Origin of the sequence: Dactylosporangium sp. NPDC000244 (assembly GCF_040300725.1) — a bacterium.
Lineage (GTDB): Bacteria > Actinomycetota > Actinomycetes > Mycobacteriales > Micromonosporaceae > Dactylosporangium.
The window spans coordinates 28,633-44,803 of record NZ_JBEPEH010000027.1; the positions used below are offsets into that span (position 1 = coordinate 28,633).

16 protein-coding genes and 1 pseudogene are annotated in these 16,171 nt (G+C 73.9%); 5 read left to right on the forward strand and 12 right to left on the reverse strand.

The window, feature by feature from the left end; translation table 11 throughout:
• Nucleotides 1-13 precede the first annotated feature (13 nt).
• On the reverse strand, nt 14-1,411 hold the full coding sequence (locus ABT369_RS34255) for an FAD-dependent oxidoreductase (RefSeq protein WP_350618272.1): 1,398 nt from the start codon (nt 1,409-1,411) through the stop codon (nt 14-16).
• Between the two features lie 95 nt (nt 1,412-1,506).
• On the reverse strand, nt 1,507-4,530 hold the full coding sequence (locus ABT369_RS34260; protein ID WP_350618274.1) for an ATP-binding protein: 3,024 nt from the start codon (nt 4,528-4,530) through the stop codon (nt 1,507-1,509).
• Between the two features lie 440 nt (nt 4,531-4,970).
• Between ABT369_RS34260 and ABT369_RS34265 the strand changes: the two genes are divergently transcribed.
• Nucleotides 4,971-6,119: an MFS transporter gene (locus ABT369_RS34265; RefSeq protein ID WP_350618276.1), complete on the forward strand. Its 1,149-nt coding sequence runs from the start codon at nt 4,971-4,973 to the stop codon at nt 6,117-6,119.
• A 150-nt stretch (nt 6,120-6,269) separates the two neighbouring features.
• Here ABT369_RS34265 and ABT369_RS34270 read toward each other — a convergent pair whose 3' ends face one another.
• The 4 genes and pseudogenes from ABT369_RS34270 to ABT369_RS34285 all read right to left on the reverse strand — a co-directional run bounded on the left by ABT369_RS34270 (nt 6,270) and on the right by ABT369_RS34285 (nt 9,528).
• On the reverse strand, nt 6,270-7,733 hold the full coding sequence (locus ABT369_RS34270; RefSeq protein ID WP_350618278.1) for an MFS transporter: 1,464 nt from the start codon (nt 7,731-7,733) through the stop codon (nt 6,270-6,272).
• A gap of 280 nt (nt 7,734-8,013) precedes the next feature.
• On the reverse strand, nt 8,014-8,781 hold the full coding sequence (locus ABT369_RS34275) for an alpha/beta fold hydrolase (RefSeq protein ID WP_350618280.1): 768 nt from the start codon (nt 8,779-8,781) through the stop codon (nt 8,014-8,016).
• Between the two features lie 34 nt (nt 8,782-8,815).
• Nucleotides 8,816-9,151: pseudogene (locus ABT369_RS34280) on the reverse strand (sigma-70 family RNA polymerase sigma factor); the annotation flags it as partial.
• Nucleotides 9,118-9,528, reverse strand: coding sequence for a DUF2000 family protein (locus ABT369_RS34285; protein WP_350618282.1), 411 nt, complete (start codon nt 9,526-9,528; stop codon nt 9,118-9,120). The gene ABT369_RS34285 and the pseudogene ABT369_RS34280, both read right to left, overlap by 34 nt.
• A gap of 48 nt (nt 9,529-9,576) precedes the next feature.
• Between ABT369_RS34285 and ABT369_RS34290 the strand changes: the two genes are divergently transcribed.
• Nucleotides 9,577-10,365, forward strand: a complete 789-nt coding sequence (locus ABT369_RS34290; RefSeq protein ID WP_350618284.1) for a helix-turn-helix transcriptional regulator — start codon at nt 9,577-9,579, stop codon at nt 10,363-10,365.
• A 46-nt stretch (nt 10,366-10,411) separates the two neighbouring features.
• Here the strand turns inward: ABT369_RS34290 and ABT369_RS34295 are convergent, their stop codons facing one another.
• Nucleotides 10,412-10,750: a PadR family transcriptional regulator gene (locus ABT369_RS34295; protein ID WP_502891853.1), complete on the reverse strand. Its 339-nt coding sequence runs from the start codon at nt 10,748-10,750 to the stop codon at nt 10,412-10,414.
• 133 nt (nt 10,751-10,883) lie between these two features.
• Nucleotides 10,884-12,161 carry an ArgE/DapE family deacylase gene (locus ABT369_RS34300; protein WP_350618288.1) on the reverse strand — a complete coding sequence of 426 codons (1,278 nt, stop codon included), beginning with the start codon at nt 12,159-12,161 and terminating at the stop codon, nt 10,884-10,886.
• Between the two features lie 11 nt (nt 12,162-12,172).
• On the opposite strand from ABT369_RS34300, the gene ABT369_RS34305 reads away from it, so the two are divergent.
• Nucleotides 12,173-12,919 carry an endonuclease/exonuclease/phosphatase family protein gene (locus tag ABT369_RS34305; RefSeq protein ID WP_350618290.1) on the forward strand — a complete coding sequence of 249 codons (747 nt, stop codon included), beginning with the start codon at nt 12,173-12,175 and terminating at the stop codon, nt 12,917-12,919.
• On the opposite strand, the gene ABT369_RS34310 is transcribed toward ABT369_RS34305, so the two are convergent.
• Genes ABT369_RS34310 through ABT369_RS34320 form a run of 3 tightly spaced genes read right to left on the reverse strand, consistent with a single transcriptional unit; the run spans nt 12,840 to nt 14,213 of the window.
• The gene (locus ABT369_RS34310) at nt 12,840-13,277 is read right to left on the reverse strand and encodes a hypothetical protein (protein ID WP_350618292.1); all 438 of its coding nucleotides are present in this window, start codon (nt 13,275-13,277) and stop codon (nt 12,840-12,842) included. The two genes, ABT369_RS34305 and ABT369_RS34310, sit on opposite strands and share 80 nt — an antisense overlap.
• Nucleotides 13,274-13,477, reverse strand: a complete 204-nt coding sequence (locus tag ABT369_RS34315; RefSeq protein ID WP_350618294.1) for a hypothetical protein — start codon at nt 13,475-13,477, stop codon at nt 13,274-13,276. The genes ABT369_RS34310 and ABT369_RS34315 overlap by 4 nt, the downstream gene beginning before the upstream one ends.
• 10 nt (nt 13,478-13,487) lie before the next feature.
• Nucleotides 13,488-14,213 (reverse strand): GGDEF domain-containing protein, encoded by a 726-nt coding sequence (locus ABT369_RS34320; protein ID WP_350618296.1) that lies wholly within the window; start codon nt 14,211-14,213, stop codon nt 13,488-13,490.
• 204 nt (nt 14,214-14,417) lie between these two features.
• Between ABT369_RS34320 and ABT369_RS34325 the strand changes: the two genes are divergently transcribed.
• Together ABT369_RS34325 and ABT369_RS34330 are read left to right on the forward strand one after the other, a co-directional pair.
• Entirely contained in the window at nt 14,418-14,663 is a 246-nt protein-coding gene (locus ABT369_RS34325; RefSeq protein WP_350618298.1) for a DUF397 domain-containing protein, read from the forward strand.
• A gap of 148 nt (nt 14,664-14,811) precedes the next feature.
• Nucleotides 14,812-15,699 carry a Sco1979 family transcriptional regulator gene (locus ABT369_RS34330; protein ID WP_497977759.1) on the forward strand — a complete coding sequence of 296 codons (888 nt, stop codon included), beginning with the start codon at nt 14,812-14,814 and terminating at the stop codon, nt 15,697-15,699.
• Here ABT369_RS34330 and ABT369_RS34335 read toward each other — a convergent pair.
• Nucleotides 15,696-16,127, reverse strand: a complete 432-nt coding sequence (locus tag ABT369_RS34335) for a nuclear transport factor 2 family protein (protein WP_350618302.1) — start codon at nt 16,125-16,127, stop codon at nt 15,696-15,698. The two genes, ABT369_RS34330 and ABT369_RS34335, sit on opposite strands and share 4 nt — an antisense overlap.
• Between the last annotated feature and the right edge of the window lie 44 nt (nt 16,128-16,171).

The following is a 16,171-nucleotide window of genomic DNA, read 5'->3' on the forward strand; positions in this document are numbered from 1 at the left end:
CGCTCGCGTTCGGCTAGACCCGCCCGAGCAGCCGCAGCCGCAGCGCCCGCAGGACCACGCCCGGCTTGGCCAGCGCCGCCGGGTGCTGCTCCATCGCCGTCACGCTGTTGAGGCGCCGGCAGGTGGGCTCGTCCTTCATGGACGCGCGCAGCAGCAGGTCGCCGGCCCAGCGGATCACGCGGTACCCCCGCGGCTGCCCCGACGTGATGTGCGGCAGGCCCAGGTCGGCGAAGGTCGACACCTGCCACGCGGCGTCCACGATGACGCGGACCCTGTCGAAGTACGGCTTCGCGGGCGTCGTGGTGACGTCGGGCCCGGTCTGCAGCCACGCCGACAGGCACGACGCGTGCAGCGTGGCCGAGGTCATCCCCTGCCCGTACACCGGGTTGAACGACGCCACCGCGTCCCCGGCCGCGACCAGCCCGGCGGGCAGGCGCTCCAGCGTGTCGAAGTCGCGGCGGCGGCTGTCGGCCTGGTGGTACGTGATGACCCCGCCGATCATCCGCCCGTGCTCGGCGATGTCGCCGAACATCGACGGGAAGTACGCGCGGCAGCGCTGCGCGTACTCGGCGGCGTCGCGGGACGGGCGATCCTCGTCGTACCCGGCGACCAGCATCAGCCAGCGGTTGTCCTCCACCGAGAGCACCCCGCCGATGCGCGGGACCCGCCCGCCGCCCGGTGTCTCCTGGGTGATGACCACCCACGCGTCGCTGACCGACTCGTCGCGCTCGAACAGCGCCGAGGCGTAGTTGAGCTTGATCGGCATCCGCTGCATCGGCGCCCGCGGCCAGCCGTGCTCCTCCAACCAGTCGTTGAGCCGGCTCGAGCGCCCCATCGCGTCGACGACGAGGTCCGCCGCGATCTCGGTGACCTCCTCGGCACCCTCGGGCACGTACCGCACCCCGCGCACGGCCGACTCGGTGAACACGAGGTTCTCGGCCCGCCCGAAGGCCATCGTCACGTTCGGCAGGTCCAGCACCCGCCGGCGCACCTGCGACTCCAGGAACGGCCGCGTGGTGATGAGGATCGGGCGCTGCGGGGGCGGGTCGGGCACCTCGCGGAGCCTGTTGTTGATGTACACCCGGCCGTCGGTGCGCCCGTAGTCCGGCGCCCCGGCCTCGACCGCGCCCTCGCTGAAGCCGGGGAACCAGCGGTCCAGCTGCGTCTGCCCGGCCGGCAGCAGGGCGTGCACCTGGGTGCCCTGCGGCACGCCGGGGCGGGGCCCGGTGCCCTCGGTCGGGTCGCGCTCGATGATGAGCACCTGCTCGGCGTGGTCGGACAGGACCCGTGCGGCCATGAGCCCGGCCATGCTGCCACCGAGCACGACCGCCTGCCGCATGAGGATGCGGGGCGGCCCGGGGGGTTCGGGCGTGCTGATCTCGGCGAATTGCTGCGCTGCTGACGGTGCCATGAAGTTGATGTTAAATGCTTCACTGCGAGAACGATCGATGTATTTGGACCGGCCCCGGTCTCATCGCGGATCGGTGGCCGCCCGGCTCCGCACCGTCACCGGGCATCGCCGCGCAGGCCCTCGGCATAGGCCGCGGCGAACGCGTCCGCGCCGAGGCGCTGCGTCGCGGCCGCGGCGGTGCGGGTCACGTCCGGGTCGCCGGCCACCGCGGTGCCGCGCAGGGCCGTGGCGCGGCCCAGGAGCCGGGCGGCCTCCCGCGCGTCGCCGGTCAGCACGGCGTGGCCCGCGCGGCCCTCGAGCACGTCGGCGAAGCTCGACGCGAGCGGGGCCAGCTGCGCCGCCGCCCACGCCTCGTCGTGCCGCCGGGCGGCGTCGGCGAGACGGTGCTCCGCCTCGGCCAGGCGGGCCTGGGCGGTCAGGATGCTCGCGCGGACGTAGACGGTGCCGGGGTCGCCCGGGCGGGTCCCGTGCCCGGCGCGGCTCAGGTGCGCGGCGGCCGCCTCCAGGTCGCCGCGGTGGCGGGCGACCTCGGCCAGGCCCAGCTCCGCGGACGGCGAGCCGGTCGCGCGGCGGAAGTCGGCCTCGGCCGCGGCCGGATCGCCCTGGCGGAGGTGGTCCGAGGCACGACGGCACAGGACGTCGGCCGCCTCCTGCACCGCGCCCAGCGCCTCCAAGGCGGCCAGGGCGGCGGCCCACCGCTCGTGCGCGAGGGCGTGGTCGCCGCGCCAGGAGGCGAGGTGGGCCAGCCAGTCCAGGGCCTGGGCGATGCCCCAGCGCTCGCCCACCGAGCGGAACCGGGCCAGCACGTCCAGCATCTCCGTCTCGTCGGGGTGGCCGCCGAGGACCGCCAGCAGGGCCAGCCCCAGGTCCTGCAGCGCCCGGTTCCAGGGGTCGCCGGAGAGGATGACGGGGCTCGGGTCGGGGCCGACGCCCGGCACGCGCACCATGCCCCACACCGCGGCGCCGAACGGGTGGCGCAGCGGGCGGTCGAGGGCGGCCATCACCTCGCCCGCGCGCCGGCGGTGCTCGGCGGAGGCGCGCGACTCGGCGTGGACCACGCAGCTGACGTACTCCTCCTCCAGGCCCTCGATCGGGCCGTCCAGCAGCGCGGCCGCGATCGGGGCGACCTCGTGGCGGCGGCCGGCCAGCCACCAGTACGCGGCCAGGGCGGCGGTCAGGCGCATCGCCGCCGGCCGGTCGGCGGCCGCGGACCAGCGCAGCGCGGCCATGAGGTTCTCGTGGTCGGCGGCGAGGGCCGCGAGCCACGTGAGCTGCTCGGCGCGGCGCAGATGTGGGTCGGCCTCCCGGGCGAGCGCGAGGAAATATTCGGCGTGGGCGCGCTGGAGCCGGTCCCGCTCCTCGGCCGGGAGCCGTTCGCGGCAGAACAGCAGGATCGTTTCGAGCATCCGGTAACGCCCGTCGCGCGCGACCAGCAGCGAGCGATCGACCAGATCGGCGAGCGTGTCCTCCTCGATCCCGCACACGGCGAGCGCGGCACGCCGGCTCGCGCCGCCGGCGAACACGGAGAACCGCGCCGCGGCCGAGCGCTCCTCGGCGCCGAGCAGCCGCCAGCTCCAGTCGACGACGGCGTGCAGCGTGCGGTGCCGGTCGGCCGCGGTACGGTCCCCGCGCGAGAGCAGCGCGAAGTGCTCGTGCTGCGCGAGGCGCGCCGCCAGCTCGGCGAGGTCGAGCTGGCGGAGCCGGGCCGCGGCGAGCTCGATGGCCAGCGGCAACCCGTCCACGAGCGCGCAGATCCCGGCGACGTCCGCCTCGTTGCCGGGCCCGACCGCGAAGCCCGGGCGCACGGCGGCGGCCCGCTCGGCGAAGAGCGCGACGGCCGGGTCGGCGGGCAGCGGCCCGACCGGCACCAGCGCCTCCCCGGTGAGCCCGAGCGGCTCCCGGCTGGTGGCCAGGATGGTCAGCCGCGGGCACCCGGCGAGCAGCGCCCGGGCGAGCGCGGCGCAGGCCGCGAGCGCCTGCTCACAGTTGTCGAGCACGAGCTGCAGCTCCTGCTCGCCCACGGCGTTGACGATGAGGCGCACGGGATCGGTCGCGGCCGCGGGCGCGAGCCCGCCGTCGCGCAGCCCGAGCGCGGCCGCCACCGCGTGCGGTACGGCCTCCCCGTCGGACACGGCTTGCCTGTCGGACGCGGCTTTCCCGTCGGACATGGCTTCCCCGTCGGACGCGGCTTTTCCGTCGGACGCGGCTTTTCCGTCGGACGCGGCTTTTTCGTCGGACACGGCGGAGAGATCGGCGAAGCAGGCGCCCGCCGTGGCGACCTCGACGGCGAGGCGGGTCTTCCCGGCGCCGCCCGGCCCGACGAGCGTGACGAGCCGGGCATCCCGCAGCGCGGCGATCCGCTCGAGCTCGGCCCCGCGCCCGATGATGCGGGTGAGCGGCGCCGGCACCCCCCGCCGGGCCGGGGCCGCCGGTTCGGGCCGCAACAGCCGCAGGTGTACGGCGCTGAGCTCGGCCGACGGATCGGTCCCCAGCTCCTCGGCGAGCAGCCGCCGCCCCTGGTCGAACACCTCGAGCGCCTCCGCCGTCCTCCCACCGGCGTGCAGGGCCCGCATCAACTGGGCCCGCAGCCGCTCCCGGAACGGATGCTCGGCGACGAGCCGGCGCAGGGGCCCGACGGGGGTGCCCTCGGCCAGCCCGAGCTCGGCCTCGACGAGGTCCTCGACGGCGGCGAGCCGAGCCTCCTCGAGCGGCACCGCCTGCGCGGCTCCGGCCAGGTCGGCCAGCGCCGGGCCGCGCCACAACGCCAGCGCGGCGCGAAGGACGACTGCCGCGCCGCGCTCGTCGCCCGCCGCGAGCCGTTGCCGGCCTTCCCGCGCCAGGGCGCCGAACCGGTGGGCGTCGACGTCCTCGGGGTCGACGGCGATGCGGTAGCCGCCGGCGACGAACTCGACGAGACCGCCGGGCAGCGCCTTGCGCAGCCGGGAGACCTGGGTCTGCAGCGCGTTGGGACTCTCGCCGCCGAGCCGCTCCAGGGGGACGACGTGGCCGGCTTCGAGCAGCAGCAGGGCGAGCAGCGCCCGAGGCTTGGGCCCGCCGACCGCGACGACGTTGCCGTCGTCATCGAGGACTTCGAGCGGCCCCAGAATGCCAAAACGCATGCCACATTCTCGAACAACCCCGCCGCGGGCCCGCCACCCGCCCGATCGGCACCCCACGGGGCGCCCGGCACGTCACGACTCGCTCCGGCGCGCTCCGCCTGTCGGCGACGTCCGCGTGAGCCGCCCGGCCCCGCCCTCCGCGCCGCGCCGCGACTCTCCCCGGCGACGCGCGTGAGCCGCCCGGCCCCGCCCTCCGCGCCGCGCCGCGACTCTCCCCGGCGACGCGCGTGAGCCGCCCGGCCCCGCCGCGGCCGCGATTCGTTTCGCGGTTCCGCGACGCCCGCGTGAGTCGCGATTCCTCGCCGCGGCTCGGGCCCACGTGACGGCGGCGGTCTTGAGGACGTCGATGTTTGACGGCGGCGGTGTTGACGGTGGGGCTGTTTTTTCGCGACGCGGAATTAGGGTGCGCGCAGTGGCCGCGGGCGGGGTAGCGTGCGCTGGTGCCAGTTCAGCTCCGCCGCGCGCGCGTCGCCGGGTGCCTGTTGTTCCTGCTGTTCGGCGGCACCCTCGGGGCGTGGACGTCCCGGGTGCCCGCGATCAAGCACGGGCTGGGCCTGGACGACTGGCGGCTGAGCGTGGCGCTGCTCGGCCTGGCCGCGGGCGCCATCGTGGGACAGTTGGGCGCGGGCCGGCTCGTGGACCGGTTCGGCAGCGTGCGCGTCGCGACCCCGACCGCGCTGCTGGAGGGGGTGCTGCTGCTTCCCGCCGCCTACGCCCCGTCGCTGCCGCTGCTCACCGTCGCGCTGCTCGTGTTCGGCGTCAACCACGGCATCCTCAACGTGTCCATGAACGCCAACGCGCTGGGGGTGCAGCGGGCGTACGGCCGGCCGATCATCTCCTCGTTCCACGCCGTCTACAGCATCGGCGGGTTCGCCGGCGCCGCGCTCGGCGGGCTGTGCGCGCAGCTGGGCTGGTCGCCACAGGGCACGTTCCTGCTGGTCGCCGCGCTGGCCGTCGGGCTCGCGGCGTGGGCCCTGCGCTGGCTCGCGCCCGAGCCCGAGGCGGACGCGACCGGCGACGTGAGCACCGGGCGACTCGACGGCGTGTACCTCCTGGGCGCCCTGGCCTTCTGCGCCCTCGTCGGCGAGGGCGCCGCGGCCGACTGGAGCGCCGTGTACCTGCGCGACAACCTGGGCGGCACCGCGGGGTTCGCGGCCGCCGGGTACGCGGCGTTCGCCATCGCCATGACCGCCGGCCGCCTGGTCGGGGACCGCCTGACGGTGCTGCTCGGGCCGGCGAACCTGGTCCGGCTCGGCGGGCTGCTGGCGGCCGCGGGCCTGGGGGTGGCGCTGCTGATCGACGAGCGGTACTCGGGCGTGGCCGGCTTCGCCTGTCTCGGCGCCGGGCTGTCCTGCGTGGCCCCGCAGGTGTTCTCGGCCGCGACCGCGCGCAATCCGTCGCAGCCCGCGCGGGCGTTGTCGGTCGCGGTGAGCATGGGATACGCGGGCTTCCTGGCCGGCCCGGTGCTGATCGGCGCGGCGACCCAGGCCGTGCCGCTGCCGGTGGCCCTGGCCCTGCCCGCCCTGCTGGCGCTGCTCGTCGCCGCGAGCGCCGCCGCCGTGCGCACCCCGGCCCTCGACCGGAGCTGAGCGCCACCGGCGCCGCTGCATGCCGCCAGAGCGTTCGCCGCGATGCCGGGCCGGTTGTGGTGGTGCCGGGCGGTTGCCGGGGTCATGCCGGCGCCCGCGTTGCGCGTGCTCCTGGCCTGGTCGCCGGGCTGCTGCTCCCGTGCGCCGGTGCTAGTGCTTCTGGTCGCCGGGAATGTCGCCGTGCGCGCCTCGATCTTCGGCCGGGGCTGTGCGCTGCCGGTGGGCCGCGACCACATCGATCGTCGCGGCGATCAGGGCGGCCACGACGAAGGCGATCGTCACGAGCAGCGAGGCCTGGAAGGCCCGCGTCCAGTTGTTGTCGTGGTTGGCCAACTGGTTGAAGAATACGGCGCCGACGGCGGCGATGCCGACCGCGGTTCCGATGCGCTGGCCGGTCTGGAGCACCGCGCCCGCGCTTCCGGCCCGGCTGACCGGGACCTCGGCCAGGGTCAGCGTCTGGTTGGGGCTGATCACCAGGCCGCTGCCGACTCCGGCGACGAGCAGCGGCATCGCGGTGGCGAACCCGGCGCCGTGCCCGGGCACCAGGTGCAGGGCGTAGACCGTGGCGCAGAGGCCGCCGACCACCAGGATCAGGCCCGCGACGACCAGGGGGCGGCCGAAGCGGTTCACGGTGCGGCCGCCGGCGACCGAGGCGACCGCGGAGCCCAGCGCGAACGGGGTGGTGGCCAGACCGGCCTCCAGCGCCGAGTAGTGCAGGCCGCTCTGGAGCAGCAGCGTGTACGTGAAGAAGATCGAGGTGAAGCCGCCGAAGTAGCACAGGCCCAGCAGCGAGCCCAGGCCGTAGGAGCGGACCCGGAACAGGTCCAGGTCGATCACCGGCGTACCGCGGCGGCCGAAGTGCCGCTCCCAGGCCACGAACCCGGCCAGCACCGCGACGGCCGCCGCCGCCAGCAGCCACTTCACCGCGCCGTGCCACTCGCGCTCCTGCACGAGCGGCAGCAGCAACAGCACGACGCCGATGCCCAGCAGCACGACGCCGATCGGGTCGAGCGTCTCGCGCTGCCCGGGCTCGTCCCGTCCGGGAATCCACTTCGCGGCCAGCACGATCGCGACGATGCCGATCGGCAGGTTGATGTAGAAGATCCAGCGCCAGCCCTCGGACGCCCCGAAGATCTGGATCAGCAGCCCGCCCAGCAGGGGACCCACGGCGGTGGATACTCCGACGGTGGCCCCCAGGAGCCCGAACGGCCTTCCCCGCTCGGCCGGCGCGAAAAGCTGCTGGATCAGCCCGGAGACCTGGGGATTCACGACTCCGGCCGCGGCTCCCTGCACCAGCCTCGCCACCACCAGCCAGAGCGCCGTGGTGGCCAGCCCGGCGGCGGCGCTGGCCAGCGTGAAGGCGGCGAGCCCGGCGATGAACACATTCCGCCGGCCCCGGGCGTCCCCGAAGCGGCCGGCGGGCACGAGCAGCAGGCCGAACGTGAGCGCGTAGCCGGACAGCACCCACTGCAGGGCGCCGGAGCTGAGTCCCAGGTCGGACCGGATCGAGGGCAGCGCGACGTTGACGATGCTGACGTCGAGCAGCGTCATGAAGGCGGCCACCAGCACTACGCTGATGGCGCGCCATCGACCGGGTGCGGAGTCGCCGCTCATCGCTTGCCCGTTCCCGAGCGGATTCGGCGCAAACCTTCACCTCCGGCGGGTGGCTTTCCGACTTCATGAGGGACAGGGGCGCCTCCGGCGGGGGCTCTGGGTGCCGATGGGGGTGTTGCCCCACCGTGTACCCGTCGCCCACACCTAGGGGGAACATGCCGAAGCCGGGGCCGCCTAGCGTTGGTGCCTTACCTGCGGGGCCGTACTCACAAGGGCAGCCCCGGCTTCGGCATGTTGAAGGCGCTGTGGGCGACGGGTACACGGTGGGGCTGGGAGCGATTCAGCCGGTGGTCGTGCGCGTCATCCACTCCGTCAGCAGGGCCTCGAAGAGCTCTGGCTGCTCGAACTGCAGGTTGTGGCCGGCCACGTCCAGGACTGCGAACGTCGCCCTCGGATAGTGGGGGAGCAGCGCATACTGGTCCTCGTAGCCGGTTATGCCGTCCTGCCGGCCGCACAGGATGAGCGCCGGCCTCGTGAACGGGGGGCCTGACTCCGGCTCCGTCGACAGGGCGTAGCGCTGCAGGATGCGAGCCAGGGTGGCCTCGTCGGCCGCGTCCAGGCCGGGCTGCACCTCGGCCTTGAAGCGCTCGTAGGCCGCGGCGGTGCGCACCACGGCCATCTCGGTGAAGCCGGGATCGGCGTCCAGGTCCGGGTCGATGCGCAGGGTCGCGTGCTCGGGCACGGTGCGCTCGGCGTGCTCGACCGCGGTGCCGATCGAGCAGATCAGGGCCAGGCCTCGCACCTGGTCCGGGCGGCGGCTTGCCACCGCGCGGCCCAGGTAGCCGCCGTAGGACTCGCCGATCAGCAGGAACGGCTCGGTGCCGATGTGTTCGGTGACGAAGGCGTCCAGGGCGGCCAGCACGTCGTCCGACGAGTCGATGCCGTCGCCGGGAGTGCGGCCCATGCCGGGCAGGTCCGGATACAGGCGCCGGTAGCCCGGTATCCGGGCGAATATCGGCTCCAGGCAGCCGAGCATCAGGCGGTGGTCGGGCGTGAAGCCGTGCACCGCCAGGACAGGAACTCCGTAACCGCGCTCCACGAAGTACATGCCGGCATCCTGGCACCCGGGTACGACAAAAAATTCAGAGCCCGGCCCGCGCCGCCTGCGTGCGCAGCGTGGCCAAGGCGCGCGCGGACTGGCTCTTCACCGTGCCGGTGCTGCAGCCCAGGGTCCGGGCGGTCTGCTCGATGGAGAGGTCGCAGACGTAGCGGAGCACCAGCACGGCCCGGCGGCGCGGGGGGAGGCGGTCGAGCAGGTTGCGCACCGGCAGCCGCTCGATGATCGCGTCGGGGGCGGCCTCCGGCGGGAGCTGGAGGTGCAGGGGAGTCGTGTCCATGGGAACAAGGATCGGGGTCGTCGCTGACGTACCGCTGAAATGGCACGTCAGCCGTGCAGTCGCGCGCCCTTGAGGATCTTGTCGACGGCGTTCCTCGGGCCGTGGACCGCCAGGCCGGCCAGGGACAGGGCCTGCCTCGGCACGGCTCGCACCGCGGCGCGGTTGTCCTCGTCGTTGCCGGTCTTGAACAGCTCGTCGGTGAAGATCGCGCAGGCCAAGGCCCGGTCCAAGGCCCTCGTGTGGGCCTGCGCCAGCAGCGCCGCGTCGCCCTCGAAGATCATGACCGGCTGGCCGAGCATCGGCAGGTACCGCGTGCCGTCCGCGTCCTCGTAGTCCTCGCCGAGCAGGCCGGGCTCGGTGCCGGCGATTCCGGAGATCACGAAGGCGGTCACGTTCAGGCGCTGCCAGGTCGGCAGGTCGTCGCGCAGCAGGACGGCGATCTTGGTGGTGAAGGTCATGGGCCGAGCCTTGCCGCCGCGGCGGTCCGTGGCTTGTACGTTGTGCACGTGGGCGACGAAGTTGTGGCCGCGTGGCGGCCCCGGGTGCCCGGGGTGGCCGAGGTCTTCCACGCGCACTTCGTCGATCACGCGTACCCGCCGCACGTCCACGACGTCTGGACGCTGCTGATCGTGGACTCCGGGGCCATCCGGTTCGATCTCGACCGGCACCGGCGCGGGGCGGCCGGGGCCTCGGTGACCCTGCTGCCGCCGCTGGTGGCGCACGACGGGCGCGCGGCGACCCACGACGGGTTCCGGAAGCGGGTCGTCTACCTGGACTCGTCGGTCCTGCCGCCCGGCCTGGCCGGCGCGGCCGTCGACGCGTCCGGCCTGCGCGACGCGGCGCTGCGGCTGCGCATCCATCAGCTGCACGAGGCGCTCGGCCGGGCCGGTGAGGAGCTCGAGGCGGAGAGCCGGCTGGCGCTGATCCGGTCGCGGCTGCTCACGCACCTCGACCGGCGGCACCGGGAGGACCCGGCCCGGCCCCGGCGGCTGGCGGAGGGGCTGCGGGAGCTGCTCGAGGACCGGCTCGCCGAGGGGATCACGCTGCGGGAGGCCGGGCTGCTGCTCGAGAGCCATCCCGGGCATCTGGTCCGGACGTTCACGGCCGCGTTCGGGCTGGCGCCGCACCGGTACCTCGTGAGCCGGCGGATCGAGCTGGCCCGCCGGTTGCTGCTGGCCGGACGGAAGCCGGCCGAGGCCGCGGCCGAAGCCGGGTTCCACGACCAGGCGCACCTGCATCGGCACTTCAAGCGCCACGTCGGGGTGACGCCCGGGGTCTTCGGCGCCCGGCGCTAGCGGCGCGGGGTGTTGCCCCACCGTGTGCACGGTGGGGCCGGCGGTTCTACGCTGCGGCCTCGCCGGAGGCCAGGTGCAGTCTTCGGTCGGCCGCGGCCGCGTTCCGGTGCAGGCGCAGGGTCTCGGCGCTCAGCAGGTCCCGGCCGATGCGGCTGAGCCGGTAGTAGCGGCGCAGTCGCGACGCCACCACCTCCTCGCGGTCCACCTCGATCAGGCCGTCGGCTCTCAGGCGGTCCAGGATGCCGTAGAGGGTCCCGGCCTGCAGGCGGACCCGGCCCTCCGAGATGCGCCGGACATCGTCGAGGATGCTGTAGCCGTGCTGTGACTCGGCTGCCAAGGCGGTCAAGACCAGGAACGTCGGTTCGCGTAACGGTAAGCCAGTCATACCCATCACTATATGAAGACCATCGATATATGCAATCGACCGATCGGATGGCCGACCCGGTTTTTTAGTTAACTGTCTTAACAGCAACGGGTCAATGGCTCCGCACCCTCGAATGCCCGAACTTGCAAAAGAACTACGCTGCGTGGCCAACCTTCAGCGCTAGGTGTACGAGCGTCTCGGCGCAGGCGTGGACCTGCTCCAGGCTGACCCGCTCGTCCGGGCAGTGGCCGTAGCCGACGCCGGGGCCGAACTGGACGGACGGGACGCCGGCGGCGGTCAGCAGGCGCAGGTCGGAGCCGTACGGGGCGCCCACCACGGCCGGCTCGGCGCCCGTCAGCGCCCGATGCGTCTCCACGACCCGCTGCACCAGGCCGGTGCCGTCGGGGCAGCGGCCGCTGGCGAACTGCCCGCCCCACCACTCGACGGTCACCGGGTGTTCCCGCAGCCACGGGTCCTGCGCGCACGCCTCGGCCACCGTGGACTCGAACTCGGCCCGGGCGCTGTCCACCGGCTCGTCCAGCGCGACGCCGAAGCGGCCCTCCGCGACCAGGAGGTCCGGCACCGTCGAGGCCCAGTCGCCCGACCGGACCGTCCCCACCTCCAGCGGGTAGGCGATGTCCCACCGGCGCATCATCGGGTCCACCCGGCGATTCCTGGTGGCCTCCAGCGCCCGCAGCACCGGGAAGATCAGCTGGAACTTCTCCACCGCGCTGACGCCGGACGTCCGGGCGCAGGCGTGGGCGGCCAGGCCGGGCACCCGCAGGCGGAAGGTCAGGGCGCCGCCGTTCGCGGCCAGCACGTCCAGGGCCGTGGGCTCGGTGATCACGCAGGCGTCGGCGCGCCAGCCGCGGTCCAGGGCCGCGTAGGTGCCCAGGCCGCCGTCCTCCTCGCCGATCACGGCGGCCAGCAGCAGGTCACCGCGCGGGCGGGTGCCGGTGCGGTGGATGGCCAGGAACGCGTGGAGCGCCGCGACGAATCCGCCCTTCATGTCGCAGGCGCCGCGGCCGTAGGCGTGGCCGTCGCGGATGTCGCCCGACCACGGCGAGGTGGACCAGGTGCCGGGATCTCCCGGGGGTACCACGTCCAGATGGCCGTTCAGCATCAGCGACCCGGCGTCCGGGTCCGTTCCGCCGATCCGCGCGACCAGGCCCCAGGCCTCGGCCCTCGCCACCTCCATGCCCGGGAAGTCCGCGCGGGACTCCAGCTCCGGCACCGGGATCCGCCACAGGTCCAGCTCGACGCCCTCGGCCCGCAGGAGGTCCGCCACGCGGTGGACGATCTCGCTTTCCTCGGGCGTCCCGCCCACACTGGGGATCCGGATGAGGTCGGTCAGGGTGCGGGTGGCCTCGGCACGGGCGTCGCGCAGGGCGTCTGTGGCTGCCTGCACGGCCGGCTGTACTGCATGATTCACGAGGGCACGATATGTCGCTGACGCTCATGACGTACAACATCAAACTCGGCGGCGCCGGGCGGCTGGAGCAGATCGGGCACGTGATTGCGGCGCAGTCGCCGGATGTCGTCGCGGTGCAGGAACTGCGCGGGGAGCCGGATCTGGGCGCGTTGACCGGCATGCGGCCGGTCGTGGCGCACTCGTGGCGGGGGCAGCCGGTCGGGCTGCTGGTCGCGCGGCATCTGCGGGTGCTCGGCGCCGGGCGCATCGCGCGGCCGTTCTTCCACGCGGCGGCCTGGGTGCGGGTCGCCACGCCGCTCGGGGCGCTGACGCTCGTGTCCGCGCACCTGTGCCCCTACTGGGGCCGGGTGCGCGTCGCCGAGGCGGGATGGCTGGCCGCGTTCCTGCGGCGGCGGGGCGAGGGCGTGCTGCTGGGCGACCTCAACACGCTCGACCCCTGGGACTCGCACGAGGCGCGGCTGTCGGCGCTGGCACCGCAGTACCGTCGCCGCCACCTCGATCGCGGACGGCCCGACGTGCGCGCGACGGCGCTGCTGGCCCGGCGGGGGCTCGTGGACCTCTTCCGCCGGTGCGGCTCGGGGGCGGGCTGGACGGTGCCGACCTCCGGCGGCGGGGGCGCCGAGTTCACGCGGATGCGGCTGGACTACCTGTGGGCGACGCCGGCGAGCGCCGCCCGCTTCACCGAGTGCCGCGTCGTGACCGGCGCTGCGGCGGAATCCGGTTCGGACCACTACCCGGTGGTGGCCCGGGCAGCGTAGAGACCTGGGCGGCGGCGGCCTGTGCGGCCGTGCCGCTGGTGCGGGGGTCGATCTGCTGGCGGGCCGGCGGGCGGCGCCGGTCGCCGCCCAGCGGGGGGTTCGCCACCCAGCGGATGACCGGGCCCTGGCCGGGCGCCGGGGTCCAGCCGAGGAAGCGCTGCCAGAGCTGCTCGGCCCCGAACTGGCGCAGGTCCTCGGCCGCGTCGGCGACCCGCAGGGCCATGAGGGTGCGCAGCTCGGCCGGATTCTCCGCGTACTCGGCGACGAGCTGGGCCCGCTTGGCCGCGCACGGCCACGGGTCGGCACATCCCGTGCACCGCCACTCGGGGCGGGCCGGCATGTGGGCCGCGGACGTCACCCAAGGCTCCCGGGCCGGACGACCTCGAGGCGGCGCAGGGCGTAGACGAGCACCGAGTTGCGGGCCGTCACGTATTCGTCGCACGGCCACGGGCGGCCGCAGTCGCGGCACAGCTCGCCGCGCTTGAGCTTGGCGGCCAGCCACCCGCGCGGGCGCGGCTGGTGACGGCGGCGCTGGCGGACGAGGTCTGGGAGCTCCATTGCGAATCCTTCACGTCGCCGTGGACGGACGGGGGGAGGTGGTGTCGCGGGGCTTGCCGAGGCGAAGCGTGGTGTGCACCAGGTGCTGGTGGTCGCCGAGGCGGGCGGCCGCGTGCACGGTGAGCGGGGGCGCGGCCGCGTGGGGGCGGCGGCGGGTGCCCTTGGAGCGGTACATGGCCGCGTCGGCGCGGTGCACGGCGTCGGCGAGGTGTGCGTCGGGCTCGACGGGGACGAGCCCGACGGACACGCTCACGGTGACAACCTGGCCGGCCAGCCGCATCGGGGCCGCGAGGGCCTCGGCGAGCCGGTCGGCCTGCTCCTGCGTGCTGCCGGAGCCGCCGGGGAGCAGGCCCGCGAACTCGTCGCCGCCGAGCCGGGCCACCAGCCCGCCGTCGGCGTACGCGTTCAGGCGCCGGGCGGTCGTCGCGAGCACCTCGTCGCCGGCGGAGTGTCCGAACACGTCGTTGATCTGCTTGAACCCGTCGACGTCGAGGACGACGGCGACCAGGGGGTGCTGCCCGCGGTCGGCGACCAGCACGGTGCCGCGCTGGTAGAAGGCGCGGCGGTTGGGCAGGCCGGTGAGCGGGTCGTGGCTGGCCGCGTGGCGCTCGATCTCGAGCTCGGCACCGAGCCGGGCCGCGAGGCGCTCCGCGCGTCGCGCGCGCACGTAGAGAGGAAGAGCCGCGCACGCCCCAGCCGCCGCGGCCGCGCCGGCCATGAAGGCGAGGGGATCCATGCGCTCGTCCCTTCAGATCGCAGCTGGGGAAGTCACCCGATCATTTGGGTCCGAATGTCTGGTTTTGATCACTTGCTGTGAGCGACCCCTGACATCCGCACATGCGCTAGCATGCGCTTTATCGGCTGCAGAAGCAAGAGCCGATGCACGTGCAGATGCCGGGTGCTTGGTGAACTTTCAACCAAGGTCGTCAGAGAGATGTCGATGGAGCAGACGTATAACGGGATGCCGGCCGGCCACCTCCCCGGTGTGACCTGGCAGAAGAGCCGCCGCAGCAACCCCAGCGGCAACTGTGTCGAGCTGGCCCGCCTGCCCGGGGGGGCCGGATTCGCCATGCGGAACTCGCGCGACCCCGAGGGGCCGGCGCTCATCTACACCTACGAGGAGATCGCCGCCTTCCTCGGCGGCGCCGGCGACGGTGACTTCGACAATCTGTTAGCGGCTGAGTAATCAGCATTCGAAGATCGAGCAGGCTCGCCGCCGCCGTCCCGAGCGAGCCCACTCCCGCTTACTGTCGGGTCATGGCATGCTTACTCCGGTCGCGGGGGAGGCTCGCGGCTCGCGACTGTTCGACCATGACGGTCCCGGAGGCAGCACGGTGACGACCGGTCTAACTGAAGGAGGAGCGTCCGGAGGCCCAACGGTCCTCCGGATGCTGCTGGGCGCCCATCTGCGGCGCCTGCGCGAGGCTCAGGGGGTGACCCGGGAGGACGCCGGCTGGGAGATTCGCTCGTCGGAGTCGAAGATCAGCCGGATGGAGCTCGGCCGCGTCGGCTTCAAGGAGCGCGACGTCGCCGACCTGCTCTCCCTCTACGGGGTCGACGACCCCGAGGAGCGCTCGCGCCTTCTGGCGCTGGCCCGTGACGCCAACAACCCGGGCTGGTGGCACCGCTTCGGCGACGTGCTGCCCAGCTGGTTCCACTCCTACCTCGGGCTCGAGGCGGCCGCGGCGCTCATCCGCACCTACGAGGTGCAGTTCGTGCCGGGGCTGCTGCAGACACAGGAGTACGCCCGCGCGGTCGTCCTGCTCGGCCACGGCCGGGCCAAGGAGGACGAGATCGAGCGGCGGGTCGAGCTGCGCATGCAGCGCCAGCAGATCCTGCACCGGCCCGACCCGCCGAAGCTGTGGATGGTCGTCGACGAGGCCGCGCTGCGCCGCCCGATCGGCGGCAACGACGTCATGCGCGCGCAGATCGAGGCGCTGCTGGAGATCAACAACACGCTGCCCAACGTGCGCCTGCAGGTCATCCCGTTCAACGCGGGCGGCCACGCGGCGGCCGGCGGCGCGTTCACGCTGCTGCGCTTCCCCGACGACGACCTGCCCGACGTGGTCTACATCGAGCAGCTGACGTCGGCGCTGTACCTCGACAAGCGCGACGACGTCGACCTCTACGCGGAGGCGATGGAGCGGCTGTGCGTCGAGGCCCGCCCGCCCATGGACACCTCGAAGATCCTCGAGGACATCCGCAAGGACCTCGACTCCTAAGACGGTCGGCCGCCGAGGGCCGCGACGAGCTCCGGCAGGCGCCCGAGGGCCCGTGCGCCCGCGATCGGGTCGGCGTAGTCGCGGGTGTGGGCGATCAGCCCGTCCTCGAGGGTCATCACCATCGCGAACCGGAGCACGAAGCGCTCGCCGGTGGCGTGCATCAGGCCATTGACGTCGTACTCCACGATGACGGTCGAGCCGTCGGCGCACTCGTGCACGCGCACGTTCGACAGGTCCGTGTAGCGGCGCACCGCCGTGCCGGCGCGGAAGCGGGTCCGCAGTTCCTCCCGCGTCGTCTCCAGCCGGGCCGGCATGAGCCCGGGCACGGCGAACGGCATCTCGATGACCACGCGCTCGGCGTAGCAGTCGGCGAGGGCTCCGGGGTCGGGTGAGACGACGGCGGCCAGGAATCGATCGACGAGCTCCATGGAAACGGAGTATACGCTCCGAATCGCATCGGTGGAAATTTCAG

Bases quoted from the DNA above. Each gene is read 5' to 3' on its own strand.
- ABT369_RS34325 (WP_350618298.1), top strand. From the start codon at position 14,418: ATGGAGCAGACGTATAACGGGATGCCGGCCGGCCACCTCCCCGGTGTG.
- ABT369_RS34260 (WP_350618274.1), bottom strand. From the start codon at position 4,530: ATGCGTTTTGGCATTCTGGGGCCGCTCGAAGTCCTCGATGACGACGGC.
- ABT369_RS34315 (WP_350618294.1), bottom strand. From the start codon at position 13,477: ATGGAGCTCCCAGACCTCGTCCGCCAGCGCCGCCGTCACCAGCCGCGC.
- ABT369_RS34270 (WP_350618278.1), bottom strand. From the start codon at position 7,733: ATGAGCGGCGACTCCGCACCCGGTCGATGGCGCGCCATCAGCGTAGTG.
- ABT369_RS34295 (WP_502891853.1), bottom strand. From the start codon at position 10,750: ATGACTGGCTTACCGTTACGCGAACCGACGTTCCTGGTCTTGACCGCC.
- ABT369_RS34285 (WP_350618282.1), bottom strand. From the start codon at position 9,528: ATGACCTTCACCACCAAGATCGCCGTCCTGCTGCGCGACGACCTGCCG.
- ABT369_RS34255 (WP_350618272.1), bottom strand. From the start codon at position 1,411: ATGGCACCGTCAGCAGCGCAGCAATTCGCCGAGATCAGCACGCCCGAA.
- ABT369_RS34335 (WP_350618302.1), bottom strand. From the start codon at position 16,127: ATGGAGCTCGTCGATCGATTCCTGGCCGCCGTCGTCTCACCCGACCCC.
- ABT369_RS34320 (WP_350618296.1), bottom strand. From the start codon at position 14,213: ATGGATCCCCTCGCCTTCATGGCCGGCGCGGCCGCGGCGGCTGGGGCG.
- ABT369_RS34275 (WP_350618280.1), bottom strand. From the start codon at position 8,781: ATGTACTTCGTGGAGCGCGGTTACGGAGTTCCTGTCCTGGCGGTGCAC.
- ABT369_RS34305 (WP_350618290.1), top strand. From the start codon at position 12,173: ATGTCGCTGACGCTCATGACGTACAACATCAAACTCGGCGGCGCCGGG.